The following is a 25,755-nucleotide window of genomic DNA, read 5'->3' as shown; positions in this document are numbered from 1 at the left end:
CTGTTCCTCACATCCGGAAGACGCCGAAGCCGGGCCCGGCCGGGTCCTTCTGGGGCAGCGGGGCATTGGCGCAGGCGGTCAGGGCGAGGCCCAGCACCTGCCGGGTGTCCACGGGGTCGATCACGCCGTCGTCCCAGAGCCGGGCGGTCGCGTAGTACGCGTTGCCCTGGGTCTCGTACTGGGCGCGGATCGGGGCCTTGAACGTCTCCTCGTCCTCGGCGCTCCAGTCGTCGCCGAGCTGGTCGCGCTTGACGGTGGCGAGGACCGAGGCGGCCTGCTCGCCGCCCATCACCGAGATCTTGGCGTTCGGCCACATCCACAGGAAGCGCGGCGAATACGCCCGGCCGCACATGGAGTAGTTGCCCGCGCCGTACGAACCGCCGACGACGACCGTCAGCTTCGGCACGCGGGTGCAGGCCACGGCCGTGACCATCTTCGCGCCGTGCTTGGCGATGCCGCCCGCCTCGTAGTCCCGGCCGACCATGAAGCCGGAGATGTTCTGGAGGAAGACGAGCGGGATGCCACGCTGGTCGCACAGCTCGATGAAGTGCGCGCCCTTCTGGGCCGACTCGGAGAACAGGATCCCGTTGTTCGCGACGATCCCGACCGGGTGGCCGTGGATCCGGGCGAAGCCGGTGATCAGCGTCGTGCCGTACTCCGCCTTGAACTCCTGGAACCGCGAGCCGTCCACCACCCGGGCGATCACCTCGCGTACGTCGTACGGGGTACGGGAATCCACCGGGACCGCGCCGTACAGCCCCGCCGGGTCCGCCTTCGGCTCCTCGGCCGGCTCGACCGACCAGGGGAGCGGGGCGCGGTCCGGGAGCGTCGCGACGATGTTGCGGACGATCCGCAGGGCGTGCGCGTCGTCCTCCGCGAGATGGTCGGTGACCCCCGACGTACGGGAGTGGACCTCGCCGCCGCCCAGCTCCTCCGCCGTGACGACCTCACCGGTGGCGGCCTTCACCAGCGGCGGGCCGCCGAGGAAGATCGTGCCCTGGTTGCGGACGATGACGGCCTCGTCGCTCATCGCCGGGACGTACGCCCCGCCCGCCGTGCAGGACCCCAGCACCGCCGCGATCTGCGGAATGCCGGCCCCCGACATCCGGGCCTGGTTGTAGAAGATCCGCCCGAAGTGGTCCCGGTCGGGGAAGACCTCGTCCTGCATCGGCAGGAACGCGCCGCCCGAGTCGACCAGGTAGAGGCAGGGGAGACGATTCTCCAGCGCCACCTCCTGCGCGCGCAGGTGCTTCTTCACGGTCATCGGGTAGTACGTGCCGCCCTTGACGGTCGCGTCATTGGCGACGATCACGCACTCGCGGCCACTGACCCGCCCGATCCCGGCGATCACCCCGGCCGCCGGGGCCGCACCCCCGTACAGCCCCTCGGCCGCCAGTGGCGCCAGCTCCAGGAACGGCGAGCCCGGGTCGAGAAGGGCGTCCACCCGGTCCCGGGGGAGCAGCTTGCCGCGGGCCTCGTGGCGGGCCCGTGCCTTCTCACCCCCGCCCAGCCGTGCCGTGGCGAGGCGTCCCGCCAGCTCGTCGGAGAGCGCGCGATGCGCCGCCTCGTTGGCCTGCCAGGCCGCCGAGGCGGGATCGGCCGCGCTCGCCAGGACCGGTGCCTGCTGCATCGTGTCGAGCCCCCTTGCCCGTACCGCGATAGTCAGCCGCCGCCGTGGTCGGCCGCTGCTGTTAATGAGCGTTAACGCGTTTCCATCAGGTTAACGAGCGCTAACGACCCTGTCTAGAATGAATCCTCATGAGCACCCATGCCACCGCCCGCGTCGCGGCTCCCACCCGCCGCGAGCAGATCCTCCGGGAGGCCGCCCGGCTCTTCGCCGAGCGCGGCTTCCACGGTGTCGGCGTCGACGAGATAGGCGCCGCCGTCGGGATCAGCGGTCCCGGCCTCTACCGCCACTTCCCCGGCAAGGACGCGATGCTCGCCGAGCTCCTGGTGGGCATCAGCGAACGCCTGCTGGAGGGCGGGCGGCTGCGGGTCACGGAGGACGCCGCCCGGGGCGACGGCTCCCCGGAGGCCCTCCTGGACGCGCTCATCGAGGGCCATATCGACTTCGCCCTCGACGACCGCCCCCTGATCACCCTCCACGACCGCGAGCTGGACCGGCTGCGCGACACGGACCGCAAGCGGGTGCGCCGGCTCCAGCGCGAGTACGTCGAGGTCTGGGTCGGCGTCGTCCGCGCCCTGTATCCGTCGCTGGCCGAGAACCGGGCCCGCGTCACCGTGCACGCCGTCTTCGGCCTGCTGAACTCCACCCCGCACCTGGCCCGCCCCGAGGCCCTGCCCGGCCGCGCGGCGACCGCGGCCCTGCTGCACCGACTGGCGCGCGGGGCGTTCGCGGCCGCGGAACCCTCCTGAGCAGCGGTTTCGAAAAAGGCCGTCAGCGGCGGCCGACGGCCCGGATGTCCTGCAGTTCGGTCAGCCGCCGCACGACGGCGATGGACAGGGCGATGCCCGGGACGCACAGCAGGTTCAGGAAGATGCCCCAGTGGGTGGCCGAGAGCATCCGGTCGAAGTAGATGGCGTTCGGATAGTCGACCGCGCCCCTCATCACATCGGGGAGGAAGAGGACGACGGTGGCACTGACGCTGAAGGCGATGCTCCACGCCCACCACAGGCTGAGCAGCCGCCGCCCCGGCCACCGCCGGGTGGTCTGCCAGCCCCACTCGTCGGGCCTGCCGCGGTGCCGGTCCTGGAGCGAGGCGTACCAGATGTCGAAGGTGATCCTGGCCGGGATGATCCAGCTGGCGACCGGGATGAACCAGCTGCCGATCGCCATACCGGGGGAGTAGCGGTGCTCACCCGGCGCGAACCCCTCGGCGTTGGTGCGTACGCGCCAGAACCACACCAGCGTGGTGGCGCCCCCCGCGAGTATCAGCAAGCTGTCCACCAGGATCAGCGTGTCCGCCTTCCCGACCAGCGTCTCGACATCGGTCCACAGGGCGAAATCCGCCTCCTGCCAGTCGCCGATCTCCCCCGCGAAACCGAGGAGCATCACGACGGCCACGCACTTGAAGGCGATGTAGACCCCGTAGATCCAGGACAGCGCGATAGCCAGACTCTCCGGCGACCGGAACGCCGAACGCTGCGCGGACCAGTGCGTGGCGGGCGCGGCGGGCGCGGCGGGGGGTGAGGGGAGTGAGTGCGGCGGCCGGGACGAGGGGGAGCGCTCCTGGCGTACGTAATGGGGTCGCGGGACGGGTGCCGGTGCGGCGGCGGGGCCGGATGCGGCGGGCGTCCGGCCCTGGTGGGAGGGCGCGGGTGCCGGTTCCGGCGAGGGGGCTCGGCGGGAGGGCGCGGGTGCGGGCCCTGCGGCCGTCGGACGCTCCGGAGGCGGCGGCATGGGCCCGGTCGGGCGCGGGGCCGCTTGCGGGGCGGGGCCCGGGGACGCGGCGATCGTCGGTACGTACGCGAGCGGGGCGGACGGCGGCGGTGGCGGCGCGGCGGAGGAAGCCGAGGAACGGTCGCCCGCGGGGTGAGAGCCCGGCGGACCGTCTCCCGGTTCGGGCGTGTCCGGCCCCGGCCGGGGGTCTCCCGGGGCGGCGGGGGACGCCGGCGGGCGGTCGCCCGGTCCGGGCGTGCCCGATGGGCTGTCTGCGGGCCCGCCCGTGGCCGGCCGGCCGGCGTCACCGGGTTCGGGCGGACCCGCCACGCCCCCGGCACCCCCGCCGGAGCCCACCGCACCGCCACCGTCCCCCTCCGGCCGCCACTCTCCCTGGGACGCCGCTCGTCCGGAGATCCGGGCGACCTCGGCGATGGCGCGGGCGGGCAGCCACGGTTCGGCTTCGGCGCTGTCGTCCAGCAGGGCGGCGTACGGGGCCAGCCGGGCGGCCAGGGCAGGGGCGCCGGGGCGGTCGGTGTGCTCCTTGGCCAGGCACTCCGCGACCAGTGGGCGCAGCTCGGCGGGGACGTGGTCCAGTTCGGGGGCGTCCTGGACGACCGCGTACATCAGCGCGTGCTGGTTGGTGGAGTCCGGCACGGGGAAGGGCAGCCGGCCGGTGGTCGCGAACACCAGCACGCCGCCCAGGCCGAAGACGTCACTGGCGGGCGAGAGGGTGCGGCCCAGCACCTGCTCGGGCGACATGTAGCCGGGGGACCCCACCGACGCCCCGGTGCGGGTCAGCCCGCCGCCGGTCGAGGCGTCGACGAGCTTGGCCACCCCGAAGTCGATGAGCCGGGGCCCCTCGACAGTGAGCAGGATGTTCGACGGCTTCACATCGCGGTGCACCAGCCCCGCCGCGTGCACCGCCTCCAGGGCTCGGGCCAGCCCGGCCGCCAGGGCCCCGGCGCTGCGGGCGGGCAGCGGCCCCTGCGCCGCCACCAGCCGCTGGAGCGGCAGACCGGGGACGAACTCGGTCGCCACCCAGGGCCGTTGCCCGCCCGCACCCGGCTCCGCGTCCACGACCTGGGCGATGCCTTCGGCACGTACCAGACTCGCGGCCTCGATCTCGCGCGCGAAGCGCACGCGGAAGTCGGGATCCTCGGTGTATCCGTACCGGATGGACTTCAGGGCGACCCGCTCGCCCCCGCCGCCCTCCGCCAGGTACACCGTCCCCATGCCGCCCTCGCCCAGCCGCGCCAGCAGCCGGTACGGCCCTATCCGGGCGGGATCCGCCTGGTCCAGCGGCCACATGATTCGGTCCTCCCCCATGACGCCCGTCATCTGACGCCTGCCATCCGACACCTGCACACCGTCAGCCGAAACCGATCTTGCGATCGTGGCAGTAGCCTGCCCGACACAGGAGCGTGCACGCCAGTCCGCGGCCCGGGGCGGTGCGCGTGCTCAGCCCTCCCTGGTCCGTACGGTGACGTGGTCGACCCGCATCGGGTGGCCCGGCTCCGTGTCCGGTCCGGCCGTCGCGCCGTCCGCCTCCGGGAGCTTGCCGCCGATCGCCACGTTCAGGATCAGGAACACCCCGTGATCCACCGCCTGTTGCCAGGTCCGCCTGTCCATCCGGTCGGCGCGCACCCGGTGGTACACCCGGCCGTCCAGATACCAGCGCACCTCCTCCGCGCCGGGGGAGAGGTCGACCTCCACGGCGTACGTGTGGAACTCCGTACGGCAGTCCGCGCACGTCTGCGGCCCCGACGTCAGCCCCACGGGCTCCTCGCACGGGCCGCCCTCCAGCACCCCGCAGTGCATCGAACCGAACACGGTGTCCCGGCCGTTGACGGACTCCATGATGTCCAGCTCACCGACCCCGGGCCAGCCGGTGTACCCGTCGCGCAGCGAGTCGCCCAGGGTCCAGAACGCGGGCCAGTAGCCCGCCGCCTCCGGGCCCGTCACATCCGGCAGCGCGATCGACGCCTCGATCCTCAGCACCCCGCCGGGCGGCGGCGCGAAGTCGGACCGTACGGTCGTGATCCGCCCCGAACTCCACTGCCCGTTCTCCCGGGTGGGCACGATCTCCAGTGCGCCCTCGCCGTCCACGCGCACGTTGTCGGTCGAGTCGGTCATGGTCTCGATCTCGCCGGTACCCCACTGCGGAGCCGGGCAGCCGGGGTAGCAGGTGCCCAGGTCGTACTGCCAGTCGGCGGAAGAGGGGCGGCTTCCCGCCGGGCCCTCGAAGTCGTCGCGCAGCAGCTCGGTCCAGCCGTCCTTCCCGGGCGCGGGAGGAGGCATCGGTCGAGCGGGGTCGCCGGCCGGGGGCAGGGCGCCCGCCTCCGTCAGCAGCCGCTCCAGCCGGGGGGTCAGCACGGTGGCCGCCACGTTCGTCAGGTGGGCGTCGTCCCGGTAGAGCAGGATCCGGTCCCGTACCGCAGGGCAGGTCGGGCCGTTCCCCGGGCACAGCACCGGGTTCACGCTGACGGACCGCACGCCCGGTAGCGCCCCCGACGCGATCCGCCGCGCCAGCGGGTCGGCCGGAACCGCGTCCGCCCGGCTGAACGCGCAGGCGGCGGTGTCGTCCGGAGCGCCGGAGACGCACGCCGGGATGTCCGTCCCCGGTACGGGGGTGTCCTCGATGTACACGATCGGGACGCCGGTCGCCCGCAGCGGCTTCAGCGTCTTCTCCCAGGCGGCGGTCAGGAGCTTCTCGTCGGTGGTGTACCGGTTGAGCGAGGCGATCACGATGAGCCGGGGCCTGGGCCCCGTACGCAGGCGGTCCAGGGCGTCGGCCCGCCAGGTGTCGCACTCCCGGTAGACACGCCCCAACTGGGGGTTCTTCACCGTCAGTTCCGGCAGCGGGCAGCCCTGCTTCACCAGCTCCTGGAGCGCCCAGCCGCGCTGGGAGGCCAGCGCGAGCAGCGGCGAGAACCACTGGCCCGCGTGCGAGTCGCCGAGCAGCACCACACGGTCCGGGCTGTCCACCGCCCCGAACAGGCACTCCGGGCTGCGGGTCACCGCCGGGGCGACCTGGCAGGCCCCGTCCGGCGGGAAGTCCTTGCGCGCCTGGGCCGGGCCCGGCACCAGCGGGCCGTCCGCGAGCGCCGAACCGTCGGTCCGGGCGAGCAGCGAAGGACCGGCGGCCGCACCCGGCGGGAGACCCTTGGCGTCGACCGGGCCTGCCGGGCCCATCAGGTGCAGCGTCGTGGTGCCGACGACCAGCGCGAGCACGACCGGCAGGACGATGGCGGAGATCCCCACCGCCAGTCCCCGGCGCGGGAGTTCGGAGACCGTACGGCTGCGGCGCAGCGGCTGCTCGACCCAGCGCATCGTGGCGAGGGCGGGCAGCGCGGCCGCCAGCGTCAGCGCCGTCTTCGCGGGCCAGCCGAGCGCCCCGAGCCGCGCCTCGGCGAGCACGAGCACCGGCCAGTGCCACAGATAGAGGTTGTACGAGAGCCGCCCGACCGCCCGAGGGGCCCGCCCGGCCAGCAACCGCCCGACACCGTGGGCTCCTTGGGCGTCGCGCTCGCCCCGGCCAGGGATCGCGGCGAGGATGACGGCGGCCGTGCCCAGGGTCGGGACGAGCGCCGCGTAACCGGGGTACGGGGTCGACGCGTCGTACGACACGACACACCAGACGATCGCCGCGGCCCCCGCCCACCCGCACATCAGCCGCAGCGGACGCGGCCCGCGCAGCAGATGCCAGGGCAGCAGCGCCAGCAGCGCGCCGACGGCGAACTGCCAGACCCGCGAGGGCGTTCCGAGGTACGCGAGCGAGACGGAGTCCCGCGTCCAGTACAGGGACAGCGCGAACGAGGCGACGGCCACGGCGGCGGTGACGAGCGCCACGACCGCGCGCACGGCCCGCCCCCGGCGGACCGCACGGGCGGCGACCAGCACGGTCACCGCCAGCAGCGGGGCCCAGAACAGGTAGAACTGCTCCTCGACGGCGAGCGACCAGAAGTGCAGCAGCGGACTCTGGTCGTGCCCGGCGGCCAGGTAGTCGGTCTGCTGGGAGACGAACCGCCAGTTGGCGACGGACAGCGCCGCGGCGAGGACGTCCTGCTCCAGGCCGGCGCGGAGCAGCGGTACGGTCAGCCACGCCCCGGCGACCGCGACCGCCGCGAGGACGACCGCGGCGGAGGGCAGCAGCCGTCGGGCCCGGCGGGAGAAGAAGTCGCCGAGCCGGATCCGGCCGGTGGTGATCGCCTCCCGGACCAGGAGCCCGGTGATCAGATAGCCGGAGATGACGAAGAAGACGTCCACGCCGACGAAGCCGCCCGCCGCCCCCGGTATCTGGGCGTGGAAGGCGAGGACCGCGAGGACGGCGACCGCGCGCAGCCCCTCGATGTCGGGCCGGAACGTGGACCGGTGCGGGCTGGGCCCGGACTCGCCGCCCGAGCCGCCGGAGCCGCCCGAGCGCGGGGGTGCGGCCGACGGGGGCGGGGGAGCGGATCGCTTCCGGCGGGGGCCGTGGGCAAGGAGGAAGGGCATCGGGTGGCGCCTTTCGGGACGGCTCAACTCAGACCCACCGGCAATTGGGGGGTGGAGGAAGGAGCGGGGCTGGGTGCGTGCAGCTGCAAGGCGGAGGATTGAGGCAGATGGGGTCTCCCCTGGTCGAGCGGAGCCGAGAGCTTGGGGAAGGAGCCATGGTGATTGACGACAACGCGGGAGGGGGCCCCTCCCTGCTCGAGCGAAGCCGAGAGCTTGGGGGAGTGCGTGCCCAGCCCCGCGACGCCGCCCCCCAATTGCCGGTGGGTCACAGCCACGGGAGCATCGGGTTGACCCACCCGGAGGCGAGCAGGCCGGTGAGCAGGAGGACGGCGGAGGCGGCGAGAGTCTCGGGCCAGCGACGGGGCAGCACGCCCGTACGGGTCCGGGACCGGAGGCCGGCGAGCAGCTTGCCGGACGCGGCGGGCGTCGCCCTGCCGGCCGGGCGCAGTTCGGACAGCAGATCCCGGATCAGGGGCACGTTGATCTGCAACTGGACCAGGAGGTAGAGGCCGAGACCCCAGTTGGGCTCCCAGCCGTTACGGGCCACGGCCAGCGCGAGGCCGGTCGCGGCGGCCCCGTTGGACAGGACCAGCCAGACCAACGAGGTGCCCACGACCCGGCGGGCCATCGAGCCCGAACTCCTCTTGCTCCGGGCTGCCTTGCTCCCCGCCGCCTCGCTTCCCGCAGCCTCGCTCCGCGCATCCTCGTTCCGCGCTTCCTTGCCCTGTGCCCCTGTGGGCACCCAGGCGGCGCTGCGGCCCCGCAGGGTGTGCCAGAACGCGGTGGCGGCGGCCACGCTGGTGAGGACGTTGGCGCGGATCACCTCCACCCGCCACCGGGTCCGGCTGATCCGGGGCAGCAGCACGTGCCACAGCCACAGCGGGGCGAGGAGCGGCAGGACATGCCAGGGGCGTATGTGGTCCGGGTACCAGAACATCATCACCAGCGGCGGCAGCGGTGCGGCGAAGGTGTTCACGGCCGTGGTGAGGTAGCCGACGACGCCTTCGTAGAAGCACAGCCGCATCCGCCAGGGCGCGCGCATCCGTTGCAGCACCGGCGTGCCGAGGAGGTGCAGATTGCCCATCGCCCACCGGTACTGCTGGTTGACGAACGAGGTGACGGTGTCCGGCGAGGTGCCCTTGGCGACGAGGACGGGAACGTACTGGGTGCGGAACCCCCGCTCGTGCAGGGCGAGTCCGGTGTACAGGTCCTCGCTGTGGTCGAGCCGGGCGAAGCCGCCCGCCAGGTCGATCGCGGCCCGCCGGTAGACGGCGTTGCTGCCGCAGCAGATCGCGGCGTCGCTGGCGTCCCGCGAGGGCTGGATCCAGCGGAAGAACCACTCCTGCGCGGCCCCGGCGGCGCGCTGGATCCAGTCCATGCCCGCGTCGGTGTCGAAGCACTGCGGGCTCTGCACGATGCCGACGGCGGGGTCCGCGAGATACGGGACGAGATGGCGCAGGAAGTCCGGCCGGGGCGCGAAGTCCGCGTCCAGGATCGCGATGAACTCGGCGTCGGACAGGGTGAGGGCGTGGTTGAGGTTCCCCGCCTTCTTCAGGTGCCCCCGGTCGGGGCGTACGACGTACCGGTAGCCGTGCTCGGCCGCCAGCGCCGCCACCTCGGCCCGGTCGGCGTCGTCCAGCACCCAGACGGTGAGCGCGTCGGGCCAGTCGAGGGCGGCGACCGCGCGGTAGGCGTTGGCGAGGACGGGCAGCGGCTCGCCGCAGGTCGGCAGATAGAGGTCCACGCCCGGCAGCCCGGCGGGCCGCCAGGCACGGACGAGCACCTCGTGGGAGGCCCGGGTCAGCCGGCGCTGACGCAGGCTGTTCACGGAGGACAGCAGCAGGGCCACGACGTTGAGCCCGAGGATCGCGAGGAACGCCCACAGCGCCGGGGTCCGCAGCGCGAAGGTGAACATCGTCGCCGCCGTGAACACGAAGGCCAGCGAACTGCTCACCAGTACCCACCGGCGTTGCGGCCCGAAGTACCAGTAGAGCTCGTCGTCGGACGGAGGTTGCGGAAGGTGATGCACGGTCATAAAGCCCCCCACGGCTGTGTATGTGCCCGTTTCAGGTGGCCCACCCTAATGTCAAAGGTATAGACCACTGACCCGAGAAGGCTGCAACGGCTGGAATCGGACACCGGTTTGGCGCGACTCAATTGGTCCAGACCTCTGGGTGGTCCTATTCGAGCCCGGCACCCGCCCGACGGGGGAAGAAGCAGGTCACGCGAGGGTGAACAGCCTCGGAAGACTTGCCCGGTCGGACGTCCGACCAGGTGCCTGGCCGGGTGCCTGGCCGACCGCGGGCCGTCCGGCGGGCCGACCATGGGCCGCCCGGCGATCCGGAAACCCGGCCGGAAGTCCACCTGGAAGTCCACCCCGGCAGCCCACCCGGATCCCGGACCGTCCGCCGGGCAGCACACCGGGCGCACCCCGTCCGCCGGACAGCGCACCGGGAACACCGTCCGCCGTGCAAGACACCGGGCACGCCCCGCACACCGGACGGCACAATGGGTCCATGCCGATACCCAGCCGCGCCGCCCTCGTCGACCACCTCGTCCGTACGCGTATCGCGGGGGACGTCGCCACGCCACGCGACAACAACCTCTCCCACTACCGCAAACTCGCCAACGGTGACCGCCACTACTGGCTGGGCCTGGAGCTCGGCGACCGCTGGACCGACGAGCAGGACGTGCTCGCCGTGATGGCCGAGCGCTGCGGCGTCAACGACGACCCCGCGCACCGGCAGGGCCAGGACACCATCGACCCCGAACTGACGGTCGACGCCCTGGAGCGGATGGCGGCCCGGCTGCGCAAGGCCGCGGACGGCCGCGAGCGCGTCCTCTTCGCCACCGGGCACCCCGGCGGGATGCTGGACGTGCACCGGCAGACGGCGGACGCGCTGCGCCGCGCGGGCTGCGAGATCGTCCGCATCCCGTCCGGGCTGACCGCGGACGAGGGCCTGGTCTTCCAGTTCGCCGACGTCGCGATGCTGGAACGCGGCGCGACGCTCTGGCACACCCACTCCCCGGCCCCGATGGCCGCCATCCTGGACGCCATGGCCCACCAGGGCCGCCCGCTGCCCGACCTGGTCGTCGCCGACCACGGCTGGGCGGGCTGCGCGGGACAGCGGGGGCTGGACGCGATCGGTTACGCGGACTGCAACGACCCGGCCCTCTTCCTCGGGGAGGCGGAGGGCACCCTCCAGGTCACGGTCCCGCTGGACGACCATGTCACCGACCCGCGCTTCTACGACCCGATGACGGACTATCTGCTGCACGCGGCGGGGCTGCTGGAGGAGGAGCCGGCGCAGGAGCTGGCCGAGGAGCCCGCCGCGTAGGGATGAGGGCCGAGGGTGAGCTTCCGGCGCGGCACCTCCCGGCCGCGTCGGGGGCGGCGGATGACGAAGGCGGCGGCGGAGCCCCCCAGCGGGCGCTCAGGAGCCGGGGTGCCGCCGCGACCCGTAGCGCATCACGGGCCGCTGCCGCGACCGCTCCGAGCCGGCCCCGGCGTCGGATCCAGATACACCCGCCGGACCGACGGGAACCGCTCGCGCAACTGCGCTTCGGCCTCCTCGCAGGCCCACTCGACCTCCGCGGCGGTGGCCATGTCCCGGAAGTCGATCTTCGCGGCGATCAGGATCTCGGCCGGCCCCTGGATGAGCGTGGTCAGCTCCAGGACGTCCACGATGTGCGGCACCGACAGCAGCTCCTCGCGGACCCCGGACCGCATCGCCGGGGGCAGCGGCCGCCCGATGAGCAGTTGCGCGTTGGACCGGCCCAGCACCCAGGCCACGTACACGAGCAGCAGGCCGATCAGGCAGGACGCGATCCCGTCCCAGACCCCCGACCCCGTCAGCTGCCCGCCGAGCAGCCCGCCCGCGGCCAGCAGCAGGCCGATCAGGGCCGCCGAGTCCTCCATGACGACGGCCTTCACCGCCGTGTCCGGGGTGTGGCGCAGGTAGTACCGGTCCGGCACCCGCAGCCGTGACGCCTCGCGCCGCACCTGCTTCACCCCGGTGCGCAGCGAGTAGCCCTCCAGGAGGAAGGCGACGCCGAGCACGAGGTAGGAGATGAGCGGATCGCCCAGCTCCTCGCCCGCGACCAGCGTGTGCACCCCGTTGTGGACCGAGAACACGGCCCCGCCGACGAAGGTGGCGATGGAGGCGAGCAGCGCCCAGATGTAGCGTTCGGGGCCGTAGCCGAGGGGATGGCTCTCGTCGGCCGGTTTCCCGCTCCGCTTCAGCGCGGTGAGGAGCATGACCTCGGTGACGGTGTCGGCGACCGAGTGGGCGGCCTCGGAGAGCATCGCGCTGGAGCCGCTGATCAGCCCGGCGACGGCCTTGGCCACGGCGATGCCGAGGTTGGCGACGGCCGCGACGATCACCGTGTACGTGGACGCCCCGCCATCAGCTGTGCCATCAGCTGTGCCGCCGGCTTCGCCCTCGGTCTCGCCCCCGGCCTGGCTCCCGGCTCGCGCGTCGCTCATGGTGGGGAGTATGTCCGAAATAACGCGTCAGATGGTGCTCATCCCCGGGGGACGCGGACGACGCCTTCCTGGATGACGGTGATCGCCAGCCGCCCGTCGGCGGTGTAGATACGGGCCTGGCCCAGTCCGCGCCCGCCGGAGGCGGAGGGCGACTCCTGGTCGTACAGCAGCCACTCGTCCGCCCGGAACGGCCGGTGGAACCACATCGCGTGGTCCAGGCTCGCGCCGACCACGTCCCCGACCGCCCAGCCGCCCCGCCCGTGGGCGAGCAGCACCGAGTCGAGCAGGGTCATGTCGGAGACGTACGTGGCCAGGCAGACGTGCAGCAACGGGTCGTCGGCGAGCTTGCCGTTCGTCCGGAACCACACCTGCGAACGGGGTTCGCGCGCCTCGCCCACCGTGCCGAACGGCGGCGCGTCCACGTACCGCAGGTCCACCGCCGCCCGCGCCTCGATCAGCCGGTCCACGACCCCGGGGTCGCTGAAGCGGTCCGCGTACCGGGGCAGCATCTCGGCGGCACTCGGCAGGGTCTCCGGGTCCGGTGCGGCGGGCATGGGCGCCTGGTGCTCCATGCCCTCCTCGTACGTCTGGAAGGACGCGGAAAGGTGGAAGATCGGCTGCCCGTGCTGGACGGCGACGACACGGCGGGTGGTGAAGGACTGCCCGTCGCGGATGCGGTCGACGCTGTAGACGATGGGCGCGCCCGGGTCGCCCGCCCGCAGGAAGTACGCGTGCAGGGAGTGGGCGCCCCGGTCGGCGGGGACGGTGCGGCCCGCGGCGACGAGCGCCTGGGCCGCGACCTGGCCGCCGAACACCCGGGGCACGAGCGAACTGCGGCTCACGCCCCGGAAGATGTCCCGCTCGATCTGCTCCAGGTCGAGCAGGTGGAGCAGATCGAGCAGGGGATCGGGACTCTCGTTCATGGAGGGAACGTAACCCCTTACAGGCCCATGGACTTGGCGATGATCGACTTCATGACCTCGCTGGTGCCACCGTAGATGCGGTTGACCCGGTTGTCCGCGTACAGGCGGGCGATCGGGTACTCGTTCATGAAGCCGTAGCCGCCGTGCAGCTGGAGGCAGCGGTCGATGACGCGGTGGGCGACCTCGGTGCAGAACAGCTTCGCGGAGGCGGCCTCGGCCGCCGTCAGCTCACCGGCGTCCAGGGCCTCCAGCGCGCGGTCGGCGACGGCCTGGGCCGCGTCGACCTCGGCCTGGCAGGCGGCCAGCTCGAACTTGGTGTTCTGGAACGAGGCGACCGTCTTGCCGAAGACCGTGCGCTCCCGCACGTAGTCCGAGGCGAAGCGGACGGCGGCCGCGGCCTGGGCGTACGCGCCGAAGGCGATGCCCCAGCGCTCGGAGGCCAGGTTGGTGCCGAGGTAGCCGAAGCCCTTGTTCTCCTCGCCCATGAGGTCCTCGACCGGGACCTTGACGTCGACGAACGCCAGCTCGGCGGTGTCGGAGGTCTTCAGGCCCAGCTTGTCGAGCTTGCGGCCGACGGAGTAGCCCGCGGACTTCGTGTCGACGGCGAAGAGGGAGATGCCGAAGCGGCGGTCGTCCTCGCGCGGGGCGGCGGTGCGGGCGCAGACGATGACGCGGTCGGCGTGCACGCCGCCGGTGATGAAGGTCTTCGCGCCGTTGAGGACGTAGTGCGTGCCGTCCTCGGAGAGCTTGGCGGTGGTCTTCATGCCCGCGACGTCGGAACCGGTGCCCGGCTCGGTCATCGCGAGGGCCCACATCTCCTCGCCGGTGGCGAATTTCGGCAGCCAGCGCTTCTTCTGCTCGTCGGTGGCGAGCATCTTCACGTAGGGCAGGCCGAGCAGCGTGTGTACACCGGAGCCGCCGAAGGAGACGCCCGCGCGAGCGGTCTCCTCGTAGATGACGGCCTCGTACTTGTGCGAGTCGATGCCCGCGCCGCCGTACTCCTCGTCGACCTCGATGCCGAAGATGCCCAGCTCACCGAGCTTGAGGTAGAAGTCGCGCGGCACCTGGCCCGCGGCGAACCACTCGTCGTAGACCGGCACGACCTCGGCCGCGATGAAGGCGCGGATGGTCTCCCGGAACGCCTCGTGGTCCTCGTTGAATACCGTACGGCGCACGGGATGCCTCCTAGGTCGGCAGTCGATTCGCGGAATGCGCGGAACTCGCGGAACTCATGATGCTTGGCTAAGCGCTTGCTCAGACTCCCTTCGAAGTTACCCGCCGGTTGTGGTCGCTGTCCAGGGTGATGCTGGGCACGCGGACACGGGTGGGTCCGGCGGCCGGGCCCGATTGTCAGTGCTGTGGGGGAGTATCGGAACAACGCCGTCGGACGTATCGGGGGACCACCATGGCGATCACGAACGAGCAGCTGGCGGGACACGCGTTCCTGGCCCTGCTGTACGAGGACGACTATTTCCCGGACCACCTCCTGGACAAGGGCACGGCGGTCCTGCGCGCCCTGTGCGAGCGGATCGAGGCCGAGAAGCCCACGGACCTCACCGCCCTGTACGCGTTGACCGCGGTGGCGACCGAGGCCTTCAACGGACTGGAGGCGGAGTTCGAAGCGGCGGGCAGCGAGATGGAGACGGTCGCCCGCGAGGAGATAGGGGAGGCCTTCTGGATCATCGCGACGGCGTACGGCTTCACGGACGCGGATCCGGAGGAACTGATCGCCGAGCGCGAGTGGTGACCCGTTTCCGGATGACGGGCCGGGGCGTCGGCGGCCGTGGGAGGGTGAAGGAGTGAGGCTGGAGGACCTGGCCCGGCTGCGCCGGGCCCGCGACCGCATGGACCGCGAGTACGCCGAACCGCTCGACGTCCCCTCGCTGGCCCGCGCCGCGCTGATGTCGCCCGGCCACTTCTCCCGCAGCTTCCGCGCCGCCTTCGGCGAGACCCCGTACAGCTATCTCATGACCCGCCGCATCGAGCGGGCCAAGGCCCTGCTGCGCCGGGGCGACCTGTCGGTCACGGACGTCTGCTTCGCCGTCGGCTGTACGTCGCTGGGCTCGTTCAGCTCCCGCTTCACGGAGCTGGTCGGGGAGAGCCCGAGCGCCTACCGGGCCCGCTCCCACGACGCGGGCGAGACCATCCCCGCGTGCGTCGCCAAGATGTTCACACGACCGGTCAGGAATGGAGAAGCGGATCGCAAGCCCCGCCCGTAGCGTGAAACGCATGGACATCAAACTCTCGCAGTGCTTCATCGCCGTCGACGACCACGACCAGGCGCTCGCCTTCTACCGCGACGCACTGGGAATGGAGGTGCGCAACGACGTCGGATTCGAAGGCATGCGCTGGGTGACCGTCGGGTCTCCCGCGCAGCCGGATGTGGAGATCGTCCTCGAACCTCCGCTCGCGGACCCCAACGCCCCGGCCGCCGACCGTCGGACCATGGCCGAGCTGCTCGCCAAGGGCATGCTGCGCGGCGTCATCCTCTCCGCCGAGGATGTGGACGCGGCCTTCGAGAAGGTCCGCGCCGCGGGCGGCGAGGTGCTCCAGGAGCCGATCGACCAGCCGTACGGCGTCCGCGACTGCGCCTTCCGTGACCCCTCCGGCAACATGCTGCGCATCACCCAGGCCAAGAAGTAGCACCGCCCCCAGGGGCCGGGGCTCGATTCGGGCCCCGGCCCCGAGGCACGACCAGCAGGCTCCGCGCACCGCAGGCTCCGCACACCAGCAGGCTCCGCACACCAGCAATGGCCAGTTATGGAGAGACGACGAGCATGGCTCCGAGAACGAAGACCCAGCAGCCGCCCGCGCCGCACGCTGCCGACAGCCACGACCTGATCCGCGTGCACGGTGCGCGGGAGAACAACCTCAAGGACGTCAGCATCGAGCTCCCGAAGCGCCGGCTGACGGTGTTCACCGGAGTCTCCGGCTCGGGCAAGAGCTCGCTGGTGTTCAGCACCATCGCCGCGGAGTCCCAGCGCCTGATCAACGAGACGTACAGCGCCTTCGTCCAGGGCTTCATGCCCACGCAGGCGCGGCCCGACGTCGACGTGCTCGACGGGCTGACGACCGCGATCATCGTCGACCAGCAGCGGATGGGCTCCGACCCCCGCTCCACGGTCGGCACCGCCACCGACGCCAACGCCATGCTGCGCATCCTCTTCAGCCGGCTCGGCGAGCCGCACATCGGCCCGCCCGGCGCGTTCGCCTTCAACGTCCCCTCGGTGACGGCGAGCGGCGCGATCACCGTCGAGCGCGGCAACAAGAAGGCGGTCAGGGCGACCTTCAGCCGCACCGGCGGCATGTGCACCCGCTGCGAGGGCCGCGGCTCGGTCTCCGACATCGACCTCACCCAGCTCTACGACGACTCCAAGTCGATCTCCGAGGGTGCGTTCACCATCCCCGGCTGGAAGTCGGACAGCTGGTGGACCGTGCGGACGTACGCGGAGTCGGGCTTCCTCGACCCGGACAAGCCGATCGCCAAGTTCACCAAGAAGGAGATGCAGGACTTCCTCTACCGGGAGCCGACCAAGGTGAAGGTCGAGGGCGCGAACCTCACCTTCGAAGGGCTGATCCCCAAGATCCAGAAGTCGTTCCTCTCCAAGGACCGCGAGTCGATGCAGCCCCATATCCGGGAGTTCGTCGACCGGGCGGTCACCTTCACCACCTGCCCCGAGTGCGAGGGAACCCGGCTCACCGAGGGCGCGCGCTCCTCGAAGATCAAGAAGATCAGCATCGCCGACGCCTGCGCGATGGAGATCCGGGACCTCGCGGAATGGGTCCGCGGCCTGGACGAACCCCTGGTCGCCCCGCTGCTCGCCGCCCTCCAGCAGACCCTCGACTCCTTCGTCGAGATCGGCCTCGGCTACCTCGCCCTGGACCGGCCATCGGGCACGCTGTCCGGCGGCGAGGCCCAGCGCGTCAAGATGATCCGCCACCTCGGCTCCTCGCTCACCGACGTCACGTACGTCTTCGACGAGCCCACCATCGGCCTGCACCCGCACGACATCCAGCGCATGAACTGCCTGCTGCTCCGGCTGCGGGACAAGGGCAACACCGTGCTCGTCGTGGAGCACAAGCCCGAGACCATCGCCATCGCCGACCACGTGGTCGACCTCGGCCCCGGGGCGGGTACGGCGGGCGGCACGGTCTGCTTCGAAGGCACCCTGGAAGGACTCCGCGCCTCCGACACCGTCACCGGCCGCCATCTCGACGACCGGGCCGTCCTCAAGGACGAGGTGCGCAAGTCCACCGGCGCGCTGGAGATCCGCGGCGCGACCTCGCACAACCTCCAGGATGTCGACGTCGACATCCCGCTCGGCGTCCTCACCGTCATCACCGGTGTCGCAGGCTCAGGAAAGAGCTCGCTCGTCCACGGCTCTATTCCGGCGGGCGAGAACGTCATCTCGGTCGACCAGAGCCCCATCAAGGGTTCGCGCCGCAGCAACCCGGCGACGTACACGGGCCTCCTCGAACCCATCCGCAAGGCCTTCGCCAAGGCCAACGGCGTGAAGCCCGCCCTGTTCAGCGCCAACTCCGAGGGCGCCTGCCCCACTTGCAACGGCGCGGGCGTCATCTTCACCGACCTCGGCATGATGGCGAGCGTCTCCAGCCCCTGCGAGGACTGCGAGGGCAAGCGGTTCCAGTCCTCGGTGCTGGACTACCACCTCGGCGGCCGCGACATCAGCGAGGTCCTCGCGATGTCGGTCACCGAGGCCGAGGAGTTCTTCGCCTCCGGCGAGGCGGCCATCCCGGCCGCGCACAGGATCCTGGCACGCCTCGCGGACGTCGGTCTCGGCTACCTGAGCCTCGGCCAGCCGCTCACCACTCTGTCCGGCGGCGAACGCCAACGCCTGAAGCTGGCCACGCACATGGGCGACAAGGGCGGAACCTACGTCCTCGACGAACCGACCACCGGCCTGCACCTCGCGGACGTCGAGCAGCTCCTCGGCCTGCTGGACCAGCTGGTCGACTCAGGCAAGTCGGTGATCGTCATCGAACACCACCAGGCGGTCATGGCCCACGCCGACTGGATCATCGACCTCGGCCCCGGCGCGGGCCACGACGGCGGCCGGATCGTCTTCGAGGGCACCCCGGCCGACCTGGTCGCGGATCGCTCCACGCTGACGGGCGCGCACCTTGCGGAGTACGTGGGGGAGTGAGGCCGGCCTTCCCGGCTGCCGCGCCCTCTCCGCCCGACCTCCGGGTCAGGCGGAGAGGGCCCCGCTCTTGACCGCGTCCACGAAGGACGTCCAGCCGGCGGCGGGGATGAGCAGGGCGGGCCCGCCGGGGACCTTGGAGTCGCGGACGGGGACGGCGGTGGGGTGGTGGTCCTGGACTTCTAGGCAGCTGCCGCTGTCGCCGTTGCTGTAGGACGACTTGCGCCAGTCGTCGAGGAGCGACGTCATCGGGACGGTTTCGCTAGCCATGATCTCTGAAGCCCTTCGATGTCGCCTTCATCGCTGCCAGAGACTCCTTCAGCGGCAGCGCGTCGCTCAGGCCGAGAGTGTAGTTGCCCTGGAACGCCTCTACCACGGACGGCGAATCGTGCAGCTTCCCCATCCGCAGCCCTTCGCTGTAGGCGACCGGAGGCTGGTCGTCGAACCACATCAACGTCAGCATCCCGTCCAGCAACGGGTGGTATCCGAGTCCCAGCGGAATCACATGCGTGCGGATACGTTCCGATTCAGTCAAAGCGACGATGTGGTCGATCTGCTCGGCCATGGCTGCGGCACCGCCGACCGGGCGTTGTAGCACCGCTTCGTCGAGCACTGCCCAGACCACTGGTGTCGCCGGGTTCTCGAGGATCTGGGCGCGTTTCAGGCGTGCGACGACCGCCCTGTCACGTTCGGCGGGGCTCATTGAGGGAAACGCCCTGCCGAGAACCGCTCGTGCATACGCCTCGGTCTGAAGGATTCCCGGAACCAACGAGGGTGCGAACTCACGGATCACCGTCGCTTGCTGCTCAAGGTGTTGTACAGGTGCGAAGTAATTCGCAAGCACTTCGTTGTCCGCGCCAGGCCGGAAGCTGGTGAGGACATCGCCCGTCCCCAGGGCCATGTCGAGCCGTCGGGCGTCCTCCTCGCCCGGCACGCGGCGTCCGGCCTCGATGTGCGAGATATGCGACCGCGTCATGATCGCCAGCTCCGCAAGCTGCTGCTGTGTCAGACCGGCCGCTTCACGCTGCGCCTTCAACCATGCGCCATAGGTATTACTCACAGCCAACTCCCGTGCGACGAACGCGGTGTCACCTCAAACCCTCTGGCGAGCCTAGCCACACCGATCGCACCCTGTGAGTGGATCGCTACACAGCGAAGAATTCACCCCCACTGCTCACGGAGTTGACGCCCTCATGAAAGAACAACCGCTGGACACCGTCCGCCTGCTCCCCTGGGCCGGAACGGCAGGCAGGCCGTGTTACGTCGTCGGCAACGGCGACGGCAAGGTCTCGCGTGAGGCCGACAAGGTCGAGGCGATGCAGCTCGGCATGGCGTACGAACTCCTCGACCACGCCGATGACCTGGTCGCGGACGACGGGTCCACGGCCGTCCAGCTCCGTCACGTCGCCGCCGCTCTGGCGCACTCGCTGCGGGACGTCCACCGGGTCGCCCGGAGCCGGGGGCTGAGGCTGGGCATTCCGGACGCCTTCGAGCCCGGTCACCCGTCGGGGCCGGGGATGGTCCGGCTGCGACCGTAAGGCGGCGGAGTCGGCGGAGTCGGCAGGCCAGGTCGAAGCCGACCACCCCGCGCCCCATCACGCTCTGGTCCTGGAGCGTCAGCAGGGCGGCGAAGCGGAAGTCCCAGGGCTCGCGGGCCAGGGTGGACACGGAGAGCATCAGCACGTCCACGAACACCGCCGTGCCGCCGTTGGTCATCTCCAGGTAGCGACCCTCACCGCCGCGGAACGTGTTCATGTCCCGAGCGTAGGGAGAACGGGGGACGACCCGGACGCGCGGGCTCGCCGCCGGGTGACCATGAGGCCATGACGCGTACGCTGTCGGCGCCTCCGGCCACGGCCTCCGGCTGCCTCGCCGGCTCCCCGCAACCCGTACTCCCGGGGGCCGACGACGATGCCCTGTTGCTACGCCCCTGGGAACGGGCCGACGAGGCGGCCTTCCTCCACGCCCGGGGTCAGAGGTGACAGCTGATCCGGTCGTGCAGCCAGGAGTTGACGCCGTTGATCGCGGTGGCGGCCATGGCCGTGGGGTGGCCCGTGAAGCCGTGGGGCGACTCGGGGTAGACGCGCAGCTCGACGTCGTTGCCGGCCGCTGACAACCGGCCTGCCAGCGTCAGGTTGTCCTCCAGCAGCACGTCCTCGCTGCCGACGACCAGCAACGCCGGAGGAAGGCCGCTCAGGTCGGCGTAGAGGGGTGAGATGTCGGGAAGGGTGCGGTCCGCCACGTGGCCGACGTACGCCTGGATGAAGTACTCGTCCGCGATGCGACGGCCGCCCGGGGTCTGTGCGCTCAGGTCGTAGGTGCCGAAGCGGAGCGCGGCCCCGGTGAACCGGTCGACGACGCCCCGGTCCCGCAGCCGGAGCAGGGTCGCCAGGGCGAGGGTGGCTCCCGCCGAGCTTCCGCCGATCGCGAGTCGAGGGGTCCCGAAGCGGGCCTCGGCCGCCTCGACGAGCCAGAGCGCCACCGCTTCGCAGTCGTCGGGCGCGGCCGGCCAGGGGTGCTCGGGCGCGAGCCGGTAGTCGACGCTGACGACGGCGATCTGCAGGGTGTCCGCGAGTTCGCGGTGGCGTTCGTCGCCCTGGGCGGCGGTGCCCATGTAGAAGCCGCCGCCGTGGATGCCCAGGTAGACACCCTGGGGCGGACCGCCGGCCGGCAGGAAGATCCGGACCGGGACGCGCACACCGGCGGCCTCGATCGTCTCCTCGACGGCAGGTGGAACGGCGGCACGAGGTGCGGGCTTCTTCGCCCGCGCCTCCTTGAGCTCCTCGAAGGTGCTTGCGCCCCGGCCTGCCGCCCTCGACCGGTAGAAGGCACGAGCTTCGGCGATCTGCTCGGCGGGCACGTCGGCGAACAGTGTTTCCAGGGCGAATCGCACGCGTCGCTCCTCCTCGTCCATCTCATCCATTCGGGTCTCACCCGGATGCTATCGGCGCTGCCGCGAGGCCGGGCGGCCTCGCCTCGGGGCCGGATATGACGTCTGTCATGAACAGTGGTGAGCAGGACGGAGGGCCCTCCGCGCCCTTCCGGACATAGGGGCTGTCCCGGCGATCATGTGCTGGCGGCGCCTCAAGAAGACAGTGCTGGTCTGAGCCCTCAGCCCGATCCGGCGACCAGTGCCTCGCCGAGTGGGGTACGCCGGTAGAGGACCGACCTTCCGGACCGGGCGCGGACGAGCAGCCCCGCGCTGCGCAGGATGGCGAGGTGGTCTCCTACCGCGCCGGGTGCCATGGCGAGGCTTCGGGCGAGGTGGCTGGTACTGGCCGGGGCGTCCAGCGTCAACAGCAGCCGGGCACGGGCCCGGCCGACCAGAGCGGTCAGCGCGTCCGGTTGGGGGACGGTCTCCTGTTCGCCCCACAGGGCGGCGGTGCCGCGGGCGCGGTAGATCAAGGTCCGGGGCCAGGGATCTTCCAGGTGGGCGGCGATATTCGAGACGAAGACCGAAGGGATCAGCAGGAGCCCGTCCCCGGCGAGGCGGACTGCTCCGACTTGGGGGAAGTGGCCGATCTCGATACCGCCGGCGTGCCAGGCGATGCTCGGGTGCAGGCTCTCGATGGTCGTCGCCCAGCCGTGTTCGCCGATCACTCCCACCCGGTGCACGACGTCGCGCTCACAGATCGCGCGCAGTTGGGGCCAGTCCGCGGCGAGCAGCTCGTGCCACGCCTGGTCCATCGCCTCGGCGATCCTGGAGACGGCGTCCGGTGAGTCCAGCACTGCGCGTACGCGGGGGTCACGGGCGGACGGGCCGGTCGCGTTGGCGGCGAATTCGCGGCGGGCCGCTTCCAGTGGTGTGGCGCGGATCCTGGCCAGGTCGTCCGCCCAGGTCTGGTTGAGGCCGCGCGGCGGCGGAGCGACGAAGTTCGGTCCGCCTCGCGAGGTGTGCAGGGCGAGGGCGGTGTTCAGTTCGGTCTCACGGCGGAGCCGTTCGAAGGCCGGCAGGAGCCGGGTGGCCCAGGCTCGCGGCAGCGGCCGGTCCTGGCCGGCGAGCAAGCGCAGCAGCAAGCAGAGGTCCAGCGCGGGCGACAGTGCGAAGCGGCTGCGCAGCAGGTCCTCGACGGAGACTTCGAAGCGCAGCACGCGGCCATGCTAAGGGCTGTCCGTTCCGATTCGTCCAGCGACGAATCATTGGTGAGTAGCGTGGGCGCACGGCGAGGCTGCGCGTCATGACTCCACCCGCCGGACCCGCGCAGGTCAACCACGGTGCCACCTACCGGGAGGTGCTGGCCGAGCCGCGATTCCGGCTGCTCTTCTCAACCCGCGCCGTCGCGATCACCGCGGACGCGCTGCGGATCACCACGTTCTCCGTTCTGGTCTTCTCCTCCACCGGCTCCACGCTGCTGAGCGCAGTGGCCTTCGGTATCGGCTTCATCCCGCAGCTGTTCGGCTCGCTGTTGCTGGGCTCACTGGCCGACCGACTGCCGCCCCGCGCGCTCATCGCCGGCGGCTACGCCCTGACGTGCGCCGCCGCCCTGCTGCTCGCCCTGGTGCGGATGCCGGTCGCGGCAAGCCTTGGTGCCGTGGCGCTGGTATCTCTCGTCACACCGGTGTTTCACGGCGCGTCGAGCCGGCTGGTCGCTCAGTCGCTGGAGGGTGACGCCTATGTACTGGGCCGTTCGCTGAACAACATCGCCGGCGCCGGCGCGCAACTGTTCGGTCTGGCGCTGGGCGGTGCGGCCGTCGCGGCACTCGGCCCACGCCGGGCGCTCGCGGTCAGTGCCGCTCTTTATCTCGGCTGCGCGCTTGCTGTCCGCCTCCGGCTTCCCCGGCTGCATCCGGGGGAGTTCGGCGGCACACCCGGCAGCGCTGGGGTCGACGGCGGGGCCGTCCGTGCAAGCCTGCAGGGTGCGGGCCTGCTGCTGCGCGGACGCACGGTGCGACGGCTGATGCTGGCTCAGTGGCTACCCGTCGCGTTCGTAGCGGGCGCGGAAGGCCTCATCGTCGCCTACGCGGGAGAACGCCACTTCGCGCCCGGCTGGTACGCGGTGCTGATGGGCTGTCTTCCGGTTGGCATGCTGGTCGGTGACCTGCTGGTGGGCCGACTCCTACGGCCACGCGCCCGGGAGCGACTGGTAGTCCCGTTGGTCGCGCTGGCGGGGCTGCCTCTGATCGGCTTCGCCGCCGAGCCCGGGGTGGGCGTCTCGTCCTGTCTGCTGCTGCTCAGCGGCCTCGGATACGCCTACGGTCTCGGCCTGCAACGCCCGTTCCTGGACGCCCTGCCGCAGGATGGCCAAGGTCAGGCCTTCGGCTTGCTCGGCTCCGGCAGCATGACGCTACAGGGCCTCGGGCCGGTCTGCTTGGGCGCGGTGGCCGCGGGCATGGGAACAGGCGGCGCAATCGCCCTGGCGGGCGGCGCGGTGGCGCTGACCGCCGGCTGGGTTCTCACCTGGCACCCGCTCACCTCCCCGGCCCCTGTCCCGAACTGCTCAACAGGATCGGAGAGCGGCACCGAACAGCATGCGTGCAGCTATCCTGCGCGGTAGCCGTCGCAGGTTGCTGAGGTCGCTGAGGTCGCTGAGGTCGCTGAGGCCGCGAGCCGTCACGCACCCCATGCCCACGTCTCTCCTGGAAGGCTCATGCCGCATGATCGATGAGTTCGCGAAGGACCACCTGCACGGGAGACTGCGGCGGGACCGCGCGGCGCTGCTCTGGAAGCTCGACGGCTTGTCCGAATACGACGCCCGGCGACCTCTGACGGCGACCGGGACCAATCTCCTCGGCCTGGTCAAACACGTGGCCACGGTCGAGGCCAGGTACTTCGGCGAGGTCTTCGACCGCCCTTCCCCGGAGCCGCTGTGCCGGTGGCAGGACTACGACGGCAGCGATCAGTGGGCGGCCGAGGACGAGACCCGTGATCGGATCATCGGGTTCTGCCGGCGCACGTGGGAACACTCGGACGCGACGATCAACGGGCTTCCCCTCGACGCCCCCGGCCACGTGCCGTGGTGGCCGGAGCCGCACGCCAACACGAACCTGTTCGCCGTCATGGCCCATGTCCTCGGCGAGACCAACCGGCATGCCGGGCACGCCGATATCCTGCGCGAAGGCCTCGACGGCCGGACCGGGCTGCGCCCCGAACACGAGAAGCAGATCGACGAGGAAGCCCGCGCGGCCTACCGCGCGAAGATCGAGAAGGCCGCCAGGTCGGCCGCACGCTGATGCACGCGAACGACAGCGGAGTCCACGGAGCTGCCTCGGTCCTGGGCGCGTGCCGCCGCGGGCTCTCCGCCGACGCTTCCGCTCGCTCAGGCGGGGCGGCGGGCCAACCAGGTCTCACGGGTCGACCGTACGACGAGGTCGTCCCGGTGGCGTACATCCAGCGGTCCGCCGTCGATGAGCCGGTCGAGCGCGGCCAGGTCCTCGGAGCTGACGTGCCCTTCTAGGGTGCCGCGGATCCGCTCGAAGAACAGGAAGGCGTACCGGCCGGTCCCTTCGGGCAGTGGGGCGCGCACCTCCCACCGCTCGGCGCGTTCCTGCTCGACGGAGAGACCGGCGGCCGCCAACAGGGAGCCCCAGTCGGCTCCCCGGTGCGGCAACCGCTCGGCATGCAGGCCGTCGAGCGCCGCGCGGCAGCGGATCTCCAGCTCACCCGGACCCCCGCCCTCGGGCAGGAACTTCGGCATCCCGTCCACCTCGGCGACGGCCAGCAGCCCTCCGGGGCGCAGCGCGGCGCGGACACCGGCGAGGGCGGCAGCGGGATCGTCCAGGTGGTGCAAGGACGCCGACGCCCAGACGAGGTCGGCGTCGACGACCCCGGGCAGCCCCGCACCGGCGTCGGCCTCCAGCGTGCGGACGCGGTCGCCCAGCCCCCGGTTCCGCGCCGCCGAGGTGAGCCGTTCGAGCATCGCGGGGGAGCTGTCGACGGCGGTCACCCGAGCGGCGGGGAACCGCTCCAGCAGGGCGAACGTGCCGGTCCCGGTGCCCGAGCCGAGGTCGACGATGTGCCGGACGTCGTCACCGGCCAGACAGGCGATACGCCCGGTGAGCGCGGTCAGGTGGGGCGCGAAGAGGGCGGCGTCGAGGTCGAGGATCTCGGGGAGACCGTTCGGCGTCGGGTCGGAGTGGCGGGGGTGGGCGGAGGCGGGGTGTCCGTGTTGGTGCTGGTGCTGGTGCTGGTGCTGGTGCTGGTGCTGGTGCTGGTGCTGGGGTGCGTGAGCCATGCGATCGAGCGTACGGGACCTTGCGTTCTATGCATGAGATGTTGCCAATGACGCAAGAAGATGGTGCTGGAGTCAACCTCGTACGCAAGGCGATCGGGGCCCGGAGCGAACCGGGGTGGGCAGCCATGCGTCGTACGGATGTTGCACGGGCTCAGGACGTGCCGGTCGTACTCCC

Annotated in this window: 22 protein-coding genes; 10 read left to right on the top strand and 12 right to left on the bottom strand. The window is 71.6% G+C overall.

Annotated features, from left to right (window positions below; all coding sequences use genetic code 11):
* Nucleotides 1–7: 7 nt before the first annotated feature.
* A complete protein-coding gene (locus tag ACGF2Y_RS17065) occupies nt 8–1,630 on the bottom strand; it encodes a carboxyl transferase domain-containing protein (protein ID WP_392947647.1) in 1,623 nt (540 codons plus the stop codon).
* 128 nt (nt 1,631–1,758) lie between these two features.
* On the opposite strand from ACGF2Y_RS17065, the gene ACGF2Y_RS17060 reads away from it, so the two are divergent.
* Nucleotides 1,759–2,376 carry a TetR/AcrR family transcriptional regulator gene (locus tag ACGF2Y_RS17060; RefSeq protein ID WP_392947644.1) on the top strand — a complete coding sequence of 206 codons (618 nt, stop codon included), beginning with the start codon at nt 1,759–1,761 and terminating at the stop codon, nt 2,374–2,376.
* 22 nt (nt 2,377–2,398) lie between these two features.
* On the opposite strand, the gene ACGF2Y_RS17055 is transcribed toward ACGF2Y_RS17060, so the two are convergent.
* From ACGF2Y_RS17055 to ACGF2Y_RS17045, 3 genes are all read right to left on the bottom strand, one after another.
* Complete coding sequence (locus tag ACGF2Y_RS17055) at nt 2,399–4,669, bottom strand: DUF4328 domain-containing protein (protein ID WP_392947641.1); 2,271 nt, start codon at nt 4,667–4,669, stop codon at nt 2,399–2,401.
* Between the two features lie 132 nt (nt 4,670–4,801).
* Nucleotides 4,802–7,837, bottom strand: coding sequence for an acyltransferase family protein (locus ACGF2Y_RS17050; RefSeq protein ID WP_392947638.1), 3,036 nt, complete (start codon nt 7,835–7,837; stop codon nt 4,802–4,804).
* Between the two features lie 265 nt (nt 7,838–8,102).
* The gene (locus ACGF2Y_RS17045) at nt 8,103–9,872 is read right to left on the bottom strand and encodes a glycosyltransferase family 2 protein (protein ID WP_392947635.1); all 1,770 of its coding nucleotides are present in this window, start codon (nt 9,870–9,872) and stop codon (nt 8,103–8,105) included.
* 481 nt (nt 9,873–10,353) lie between these two features.
* Here ACGF2Y_RS17045 and ACGF2Y_RS17040 point away from each other — a divergent pair, with 481 nt between their 5' ends.
* The gene (locus ACGF2Y_RS17040; RefSeq protein WP_392947632.1) at nt 10,354–11,175 is read left to right on the top strand and encodes a phosphatase; all 822 of its coding nucleotides are present in this window, start codon (nt 10,354–10,356) and stop codon (nt 11,173–11,175) included.
* A 131-nt stretch (nt 11,176–11,306) separates the two neighbouring features.
* Here the strand turns inward: ACGF2Y_RS17040 and ACGF2Y_RS17035 are convergent, their stop codons facing one another.
* Genes ACGF2Y_RS17035 through ACGF2Y_RS17025 form a run of 3 tightly spaced genes read right to left on the bottom strand, consistent with a single transcriptional unit; the run spans nt 11,307 to nt 14,421 of the window.
* Nucleotides 11,307–12,323 (bottom strand): cation diffusion facilitator family transporter, encoded by a 1,017-nt coding sequence (locus tag ACGF2Y_RS17035; protein WP_392947629.1) that lies wholly within the window; start codon nt 12,321–12,323, stop codon nt 11,307–11,309.
* Between the two features lie 38 nt (nt 12,324–12,361).
* Nucleotides 12,362–13,246 (bottom strand): acyl-CoA thioesterase, encoded by an 885-nt coding sequence (locus ACGF2Y_RS17030; RefSeq protein WP_392947626.1) that lies wholly within the window; start codon nt 13,244–13,246, stop codon nt 12,362–12,364.
* A 17-nt stretch (nt 13,247–13,263) separates the two neighbouring features.
* Nucleotides 13,264–14,421, bottom strand: a complete 1,158-nt coding sequence (locus ACGF2Y_RS17025; RefSeq protein ID WP_392947623.1) for an acyl-CoA dehydrogenase family protein — start codon at nt 14,419–14,421, stop codon at nt 13,264–13,266.
* Nucleotides 14,422–14,651: 230 nt separating this feature from the next.
* Here ACGF2Y_RS17025 and ACGF2Y_RS17020 point away from each other — a divergent pair, with 230 nt between their 5' ends.
* The 4 genes from ACGF2Y_RS17020 to ACGF2Y_RS17005 all read left to right on the top strand — a co-directional run bounded on the left by ACGF2Y_RS17020 (nt 14,652) and on the right by ACGF2Y_RS17005 (nt 18,411).
* Nucleotides 14,652–14,993, top strand: coding sequence for a DUF5713 family protein (locus tag ACGF2Y_RS17020; protein ID WP_392947621.1), 342 nt, complete (start codon nt 14,652–14,654; stop codon nt 14,991–14,993).
* 52 nt (nt 14,994–15,045) lie between these two features.
* Nucleotides 15,046–15,465, top strand: coding sequence for a helix-turn-helix transcriptional regulator (locus ACGF2Y_RS17015; RefSeq protein ID WP_392947618.1), 420 nt, complete (start codon nt 15,046–15,048; stop codon nt 15,463–15,465).
* 10 nt (nt 15,466–15,475) lie between these two features.
* On the top strand, nt 15,476–15,889 hold the full coding sequence (locus tag ACGF2Y_RS17010; RefSeq protein ID WP_392947615.1) for a VOC family protein: 414 nt from the start codon (nt 15,476–15,478) through the stop codon (nt 15,887–15,889).
* 134 nt (nt 15,890–16,023) lie between these two features.
* Nucleotides 16,024–18,411 (top strand): excinuclease ABC subunit UvrA, encoded by a 2,388-nt coding sequence (locus tag ACGF2Y_RS17005; RefSeq protein WP_392947612.1) that lies wholly within the window; start codon nt 16,024–16,026, stop codon nt 18,409–18,411.
* Between the two features lie 45 nt (nt 18,412–18,456).
* On the opposite strand, the gene ACGF2Y_RS17000 is transcribed toward ACGF2Y_RS17005, so the two are convergent.
* Nucleotides 18,457–18,678 (bottom strand): DUF397 domain-containing protein, encoded by a 222-nt coding sequence (locus ACGF2Y_RS17000; RefSeq protein ID WP_392947610.1) that lies wholly within the window; start codon nt 18,676–18,678, stop codon nt 18,457–18,459.
* Entirely contained in the window at nt 18,671–19,468 is a 798-nt protein-coding gene (locus tag ACGF2Y_RS16995; RefSeq protein WP_392947607.1) for a Scr1 family TA system antitoxin-like transcriptional regulator, read from the bottom strand. Before ACGF2Y_RS16995 ends, ACGF2Y_RS17000 begins: the two co-directional genes overlap by 8 nt.
* Before the next feature lie 133 nt (nt 19,469–19,601).
* Here ACGF2Y_RS16995 and ACGF2Y_RS16990 point away from each other — a divergent pair, with 133 nt between their 5' ends.
* Both ACGF2Y_RS16990 and ACGF2Y_RS16985 read left to right on the top strand, forming a co-directional pair.
* Complete coding sequence (locus tag ACGF2Y_RS16990; protein ID WP_392947604.1) at nt 19,602–19,946, top strand: hypothetical protein; 345 nt, start codon at nt 19,602–19,604, stop codon at nt 19,944–19,946.
* Between the two features lie 285 nt (nt 19,947–20,231).
* Nucleotides 20,232–20,390: a hypothetical protein gene (locus ACGF2Y_RS16985; RefSeq protein ID WP_392947601.1), complete on the top strand. Its 159-nt coding sequence runs from the start codon at nt 20,232–20,234 to the stop codon at nt 20,388–20,390.
* Here the strand turns inward: ACGF2Y_RS16985 and ACGF2Y_RS16980 are convergent.
* A complete protein-coding gene (locus ACGF2Y_RS16980) occupies nt 20,381–21,301 on the bottom strand; it encodes an alpha/beta hydrolase (protein WP_392947598.1) in 921 nt (306 codons plus the stop codon). The two genes, ACGF2Y_RS16985 and ACGF2Y_RS16980, sit on opposite strands and share 10 nt — an antisense overlap.
* Nucleotides 21,302–21,519: 218 nt before the next feature.
* Nucleotides 21,520–22,500: an ArsR/SmtB family transcription factor gene (locus ACGF2Y_RS16975; RefSeq protein ID WP_392947595.1), complete on the bottom strand. Its 981-nt coding sequence runs from the start codon at nt 22,498–22,500 to the stop codon at nt 21,520–21,522.
* Between the two features lie 86 nt (nt 22,501–22,586).
* Here ACGF2Y_RS16975 and ACGF2Y_RS16970 point away from each other — a divergent pair, with 86 nt between their 5' ends.
* Together ACGF2Y_RS16970 and ACGF2Y_RS16965 are read left to right on the top strand one after the other, a co-directional pair.
* A complete protein-coding gene (locus ACGF2Y_RS16970; protein WP_392947592.1) occupies nt 22,587–23,903 on the top strand; it encodes an MFS transporter in 1,317 nt (438 codons plus the stop codon).
* 100 nt (nt 23,904–24,003) lie between these two features.
* Nucleotides 24,004–24,579, top strand: a complete 576-nt coding sequence (locus tag ACGF2Y_RS16965; RefSeq protein WP_392947589.1) for a DinB family protein — start codon at nt 24,004–24,006, stop codon at nt 24,577–24,579.
* A gap of 86 nt (nt 24,580–24,665) precedes the next feature.
* On the opposite strand, the gene ACGF2Y_RS16960 is transcribed toward ACGF2Y_RS16965, so the two are convergent.
* The gene (locus tag ACGF2Y_RS16960; RefSeq protein ID WP_392947587.1) at nt 24,666–25,580 is read right to left on the bottom strand and encodes a class I SAM-dependent methyltransferase; all 915 of its coding nucleotides are present in this window, start codon (nt 25,578–25,580) and stop codon (nt 24,666–24,668) included.
* Nucleotides 25,581–25,755: the final 175 nt, after the last annotated feature.

The sequence above is a fragment of the Streptomyces sp. NPDC048142 genome, assembly GCF_043202835.1.
Taxonomy (GTDB): Bacteria; Actinomycetota; Actinomycetes; order Streptomycetales; family Streptomycetaceae; genus Streptomyces.
This window is presented reverse-complemented; position numbering and strand designations above follow the sequence as displayed.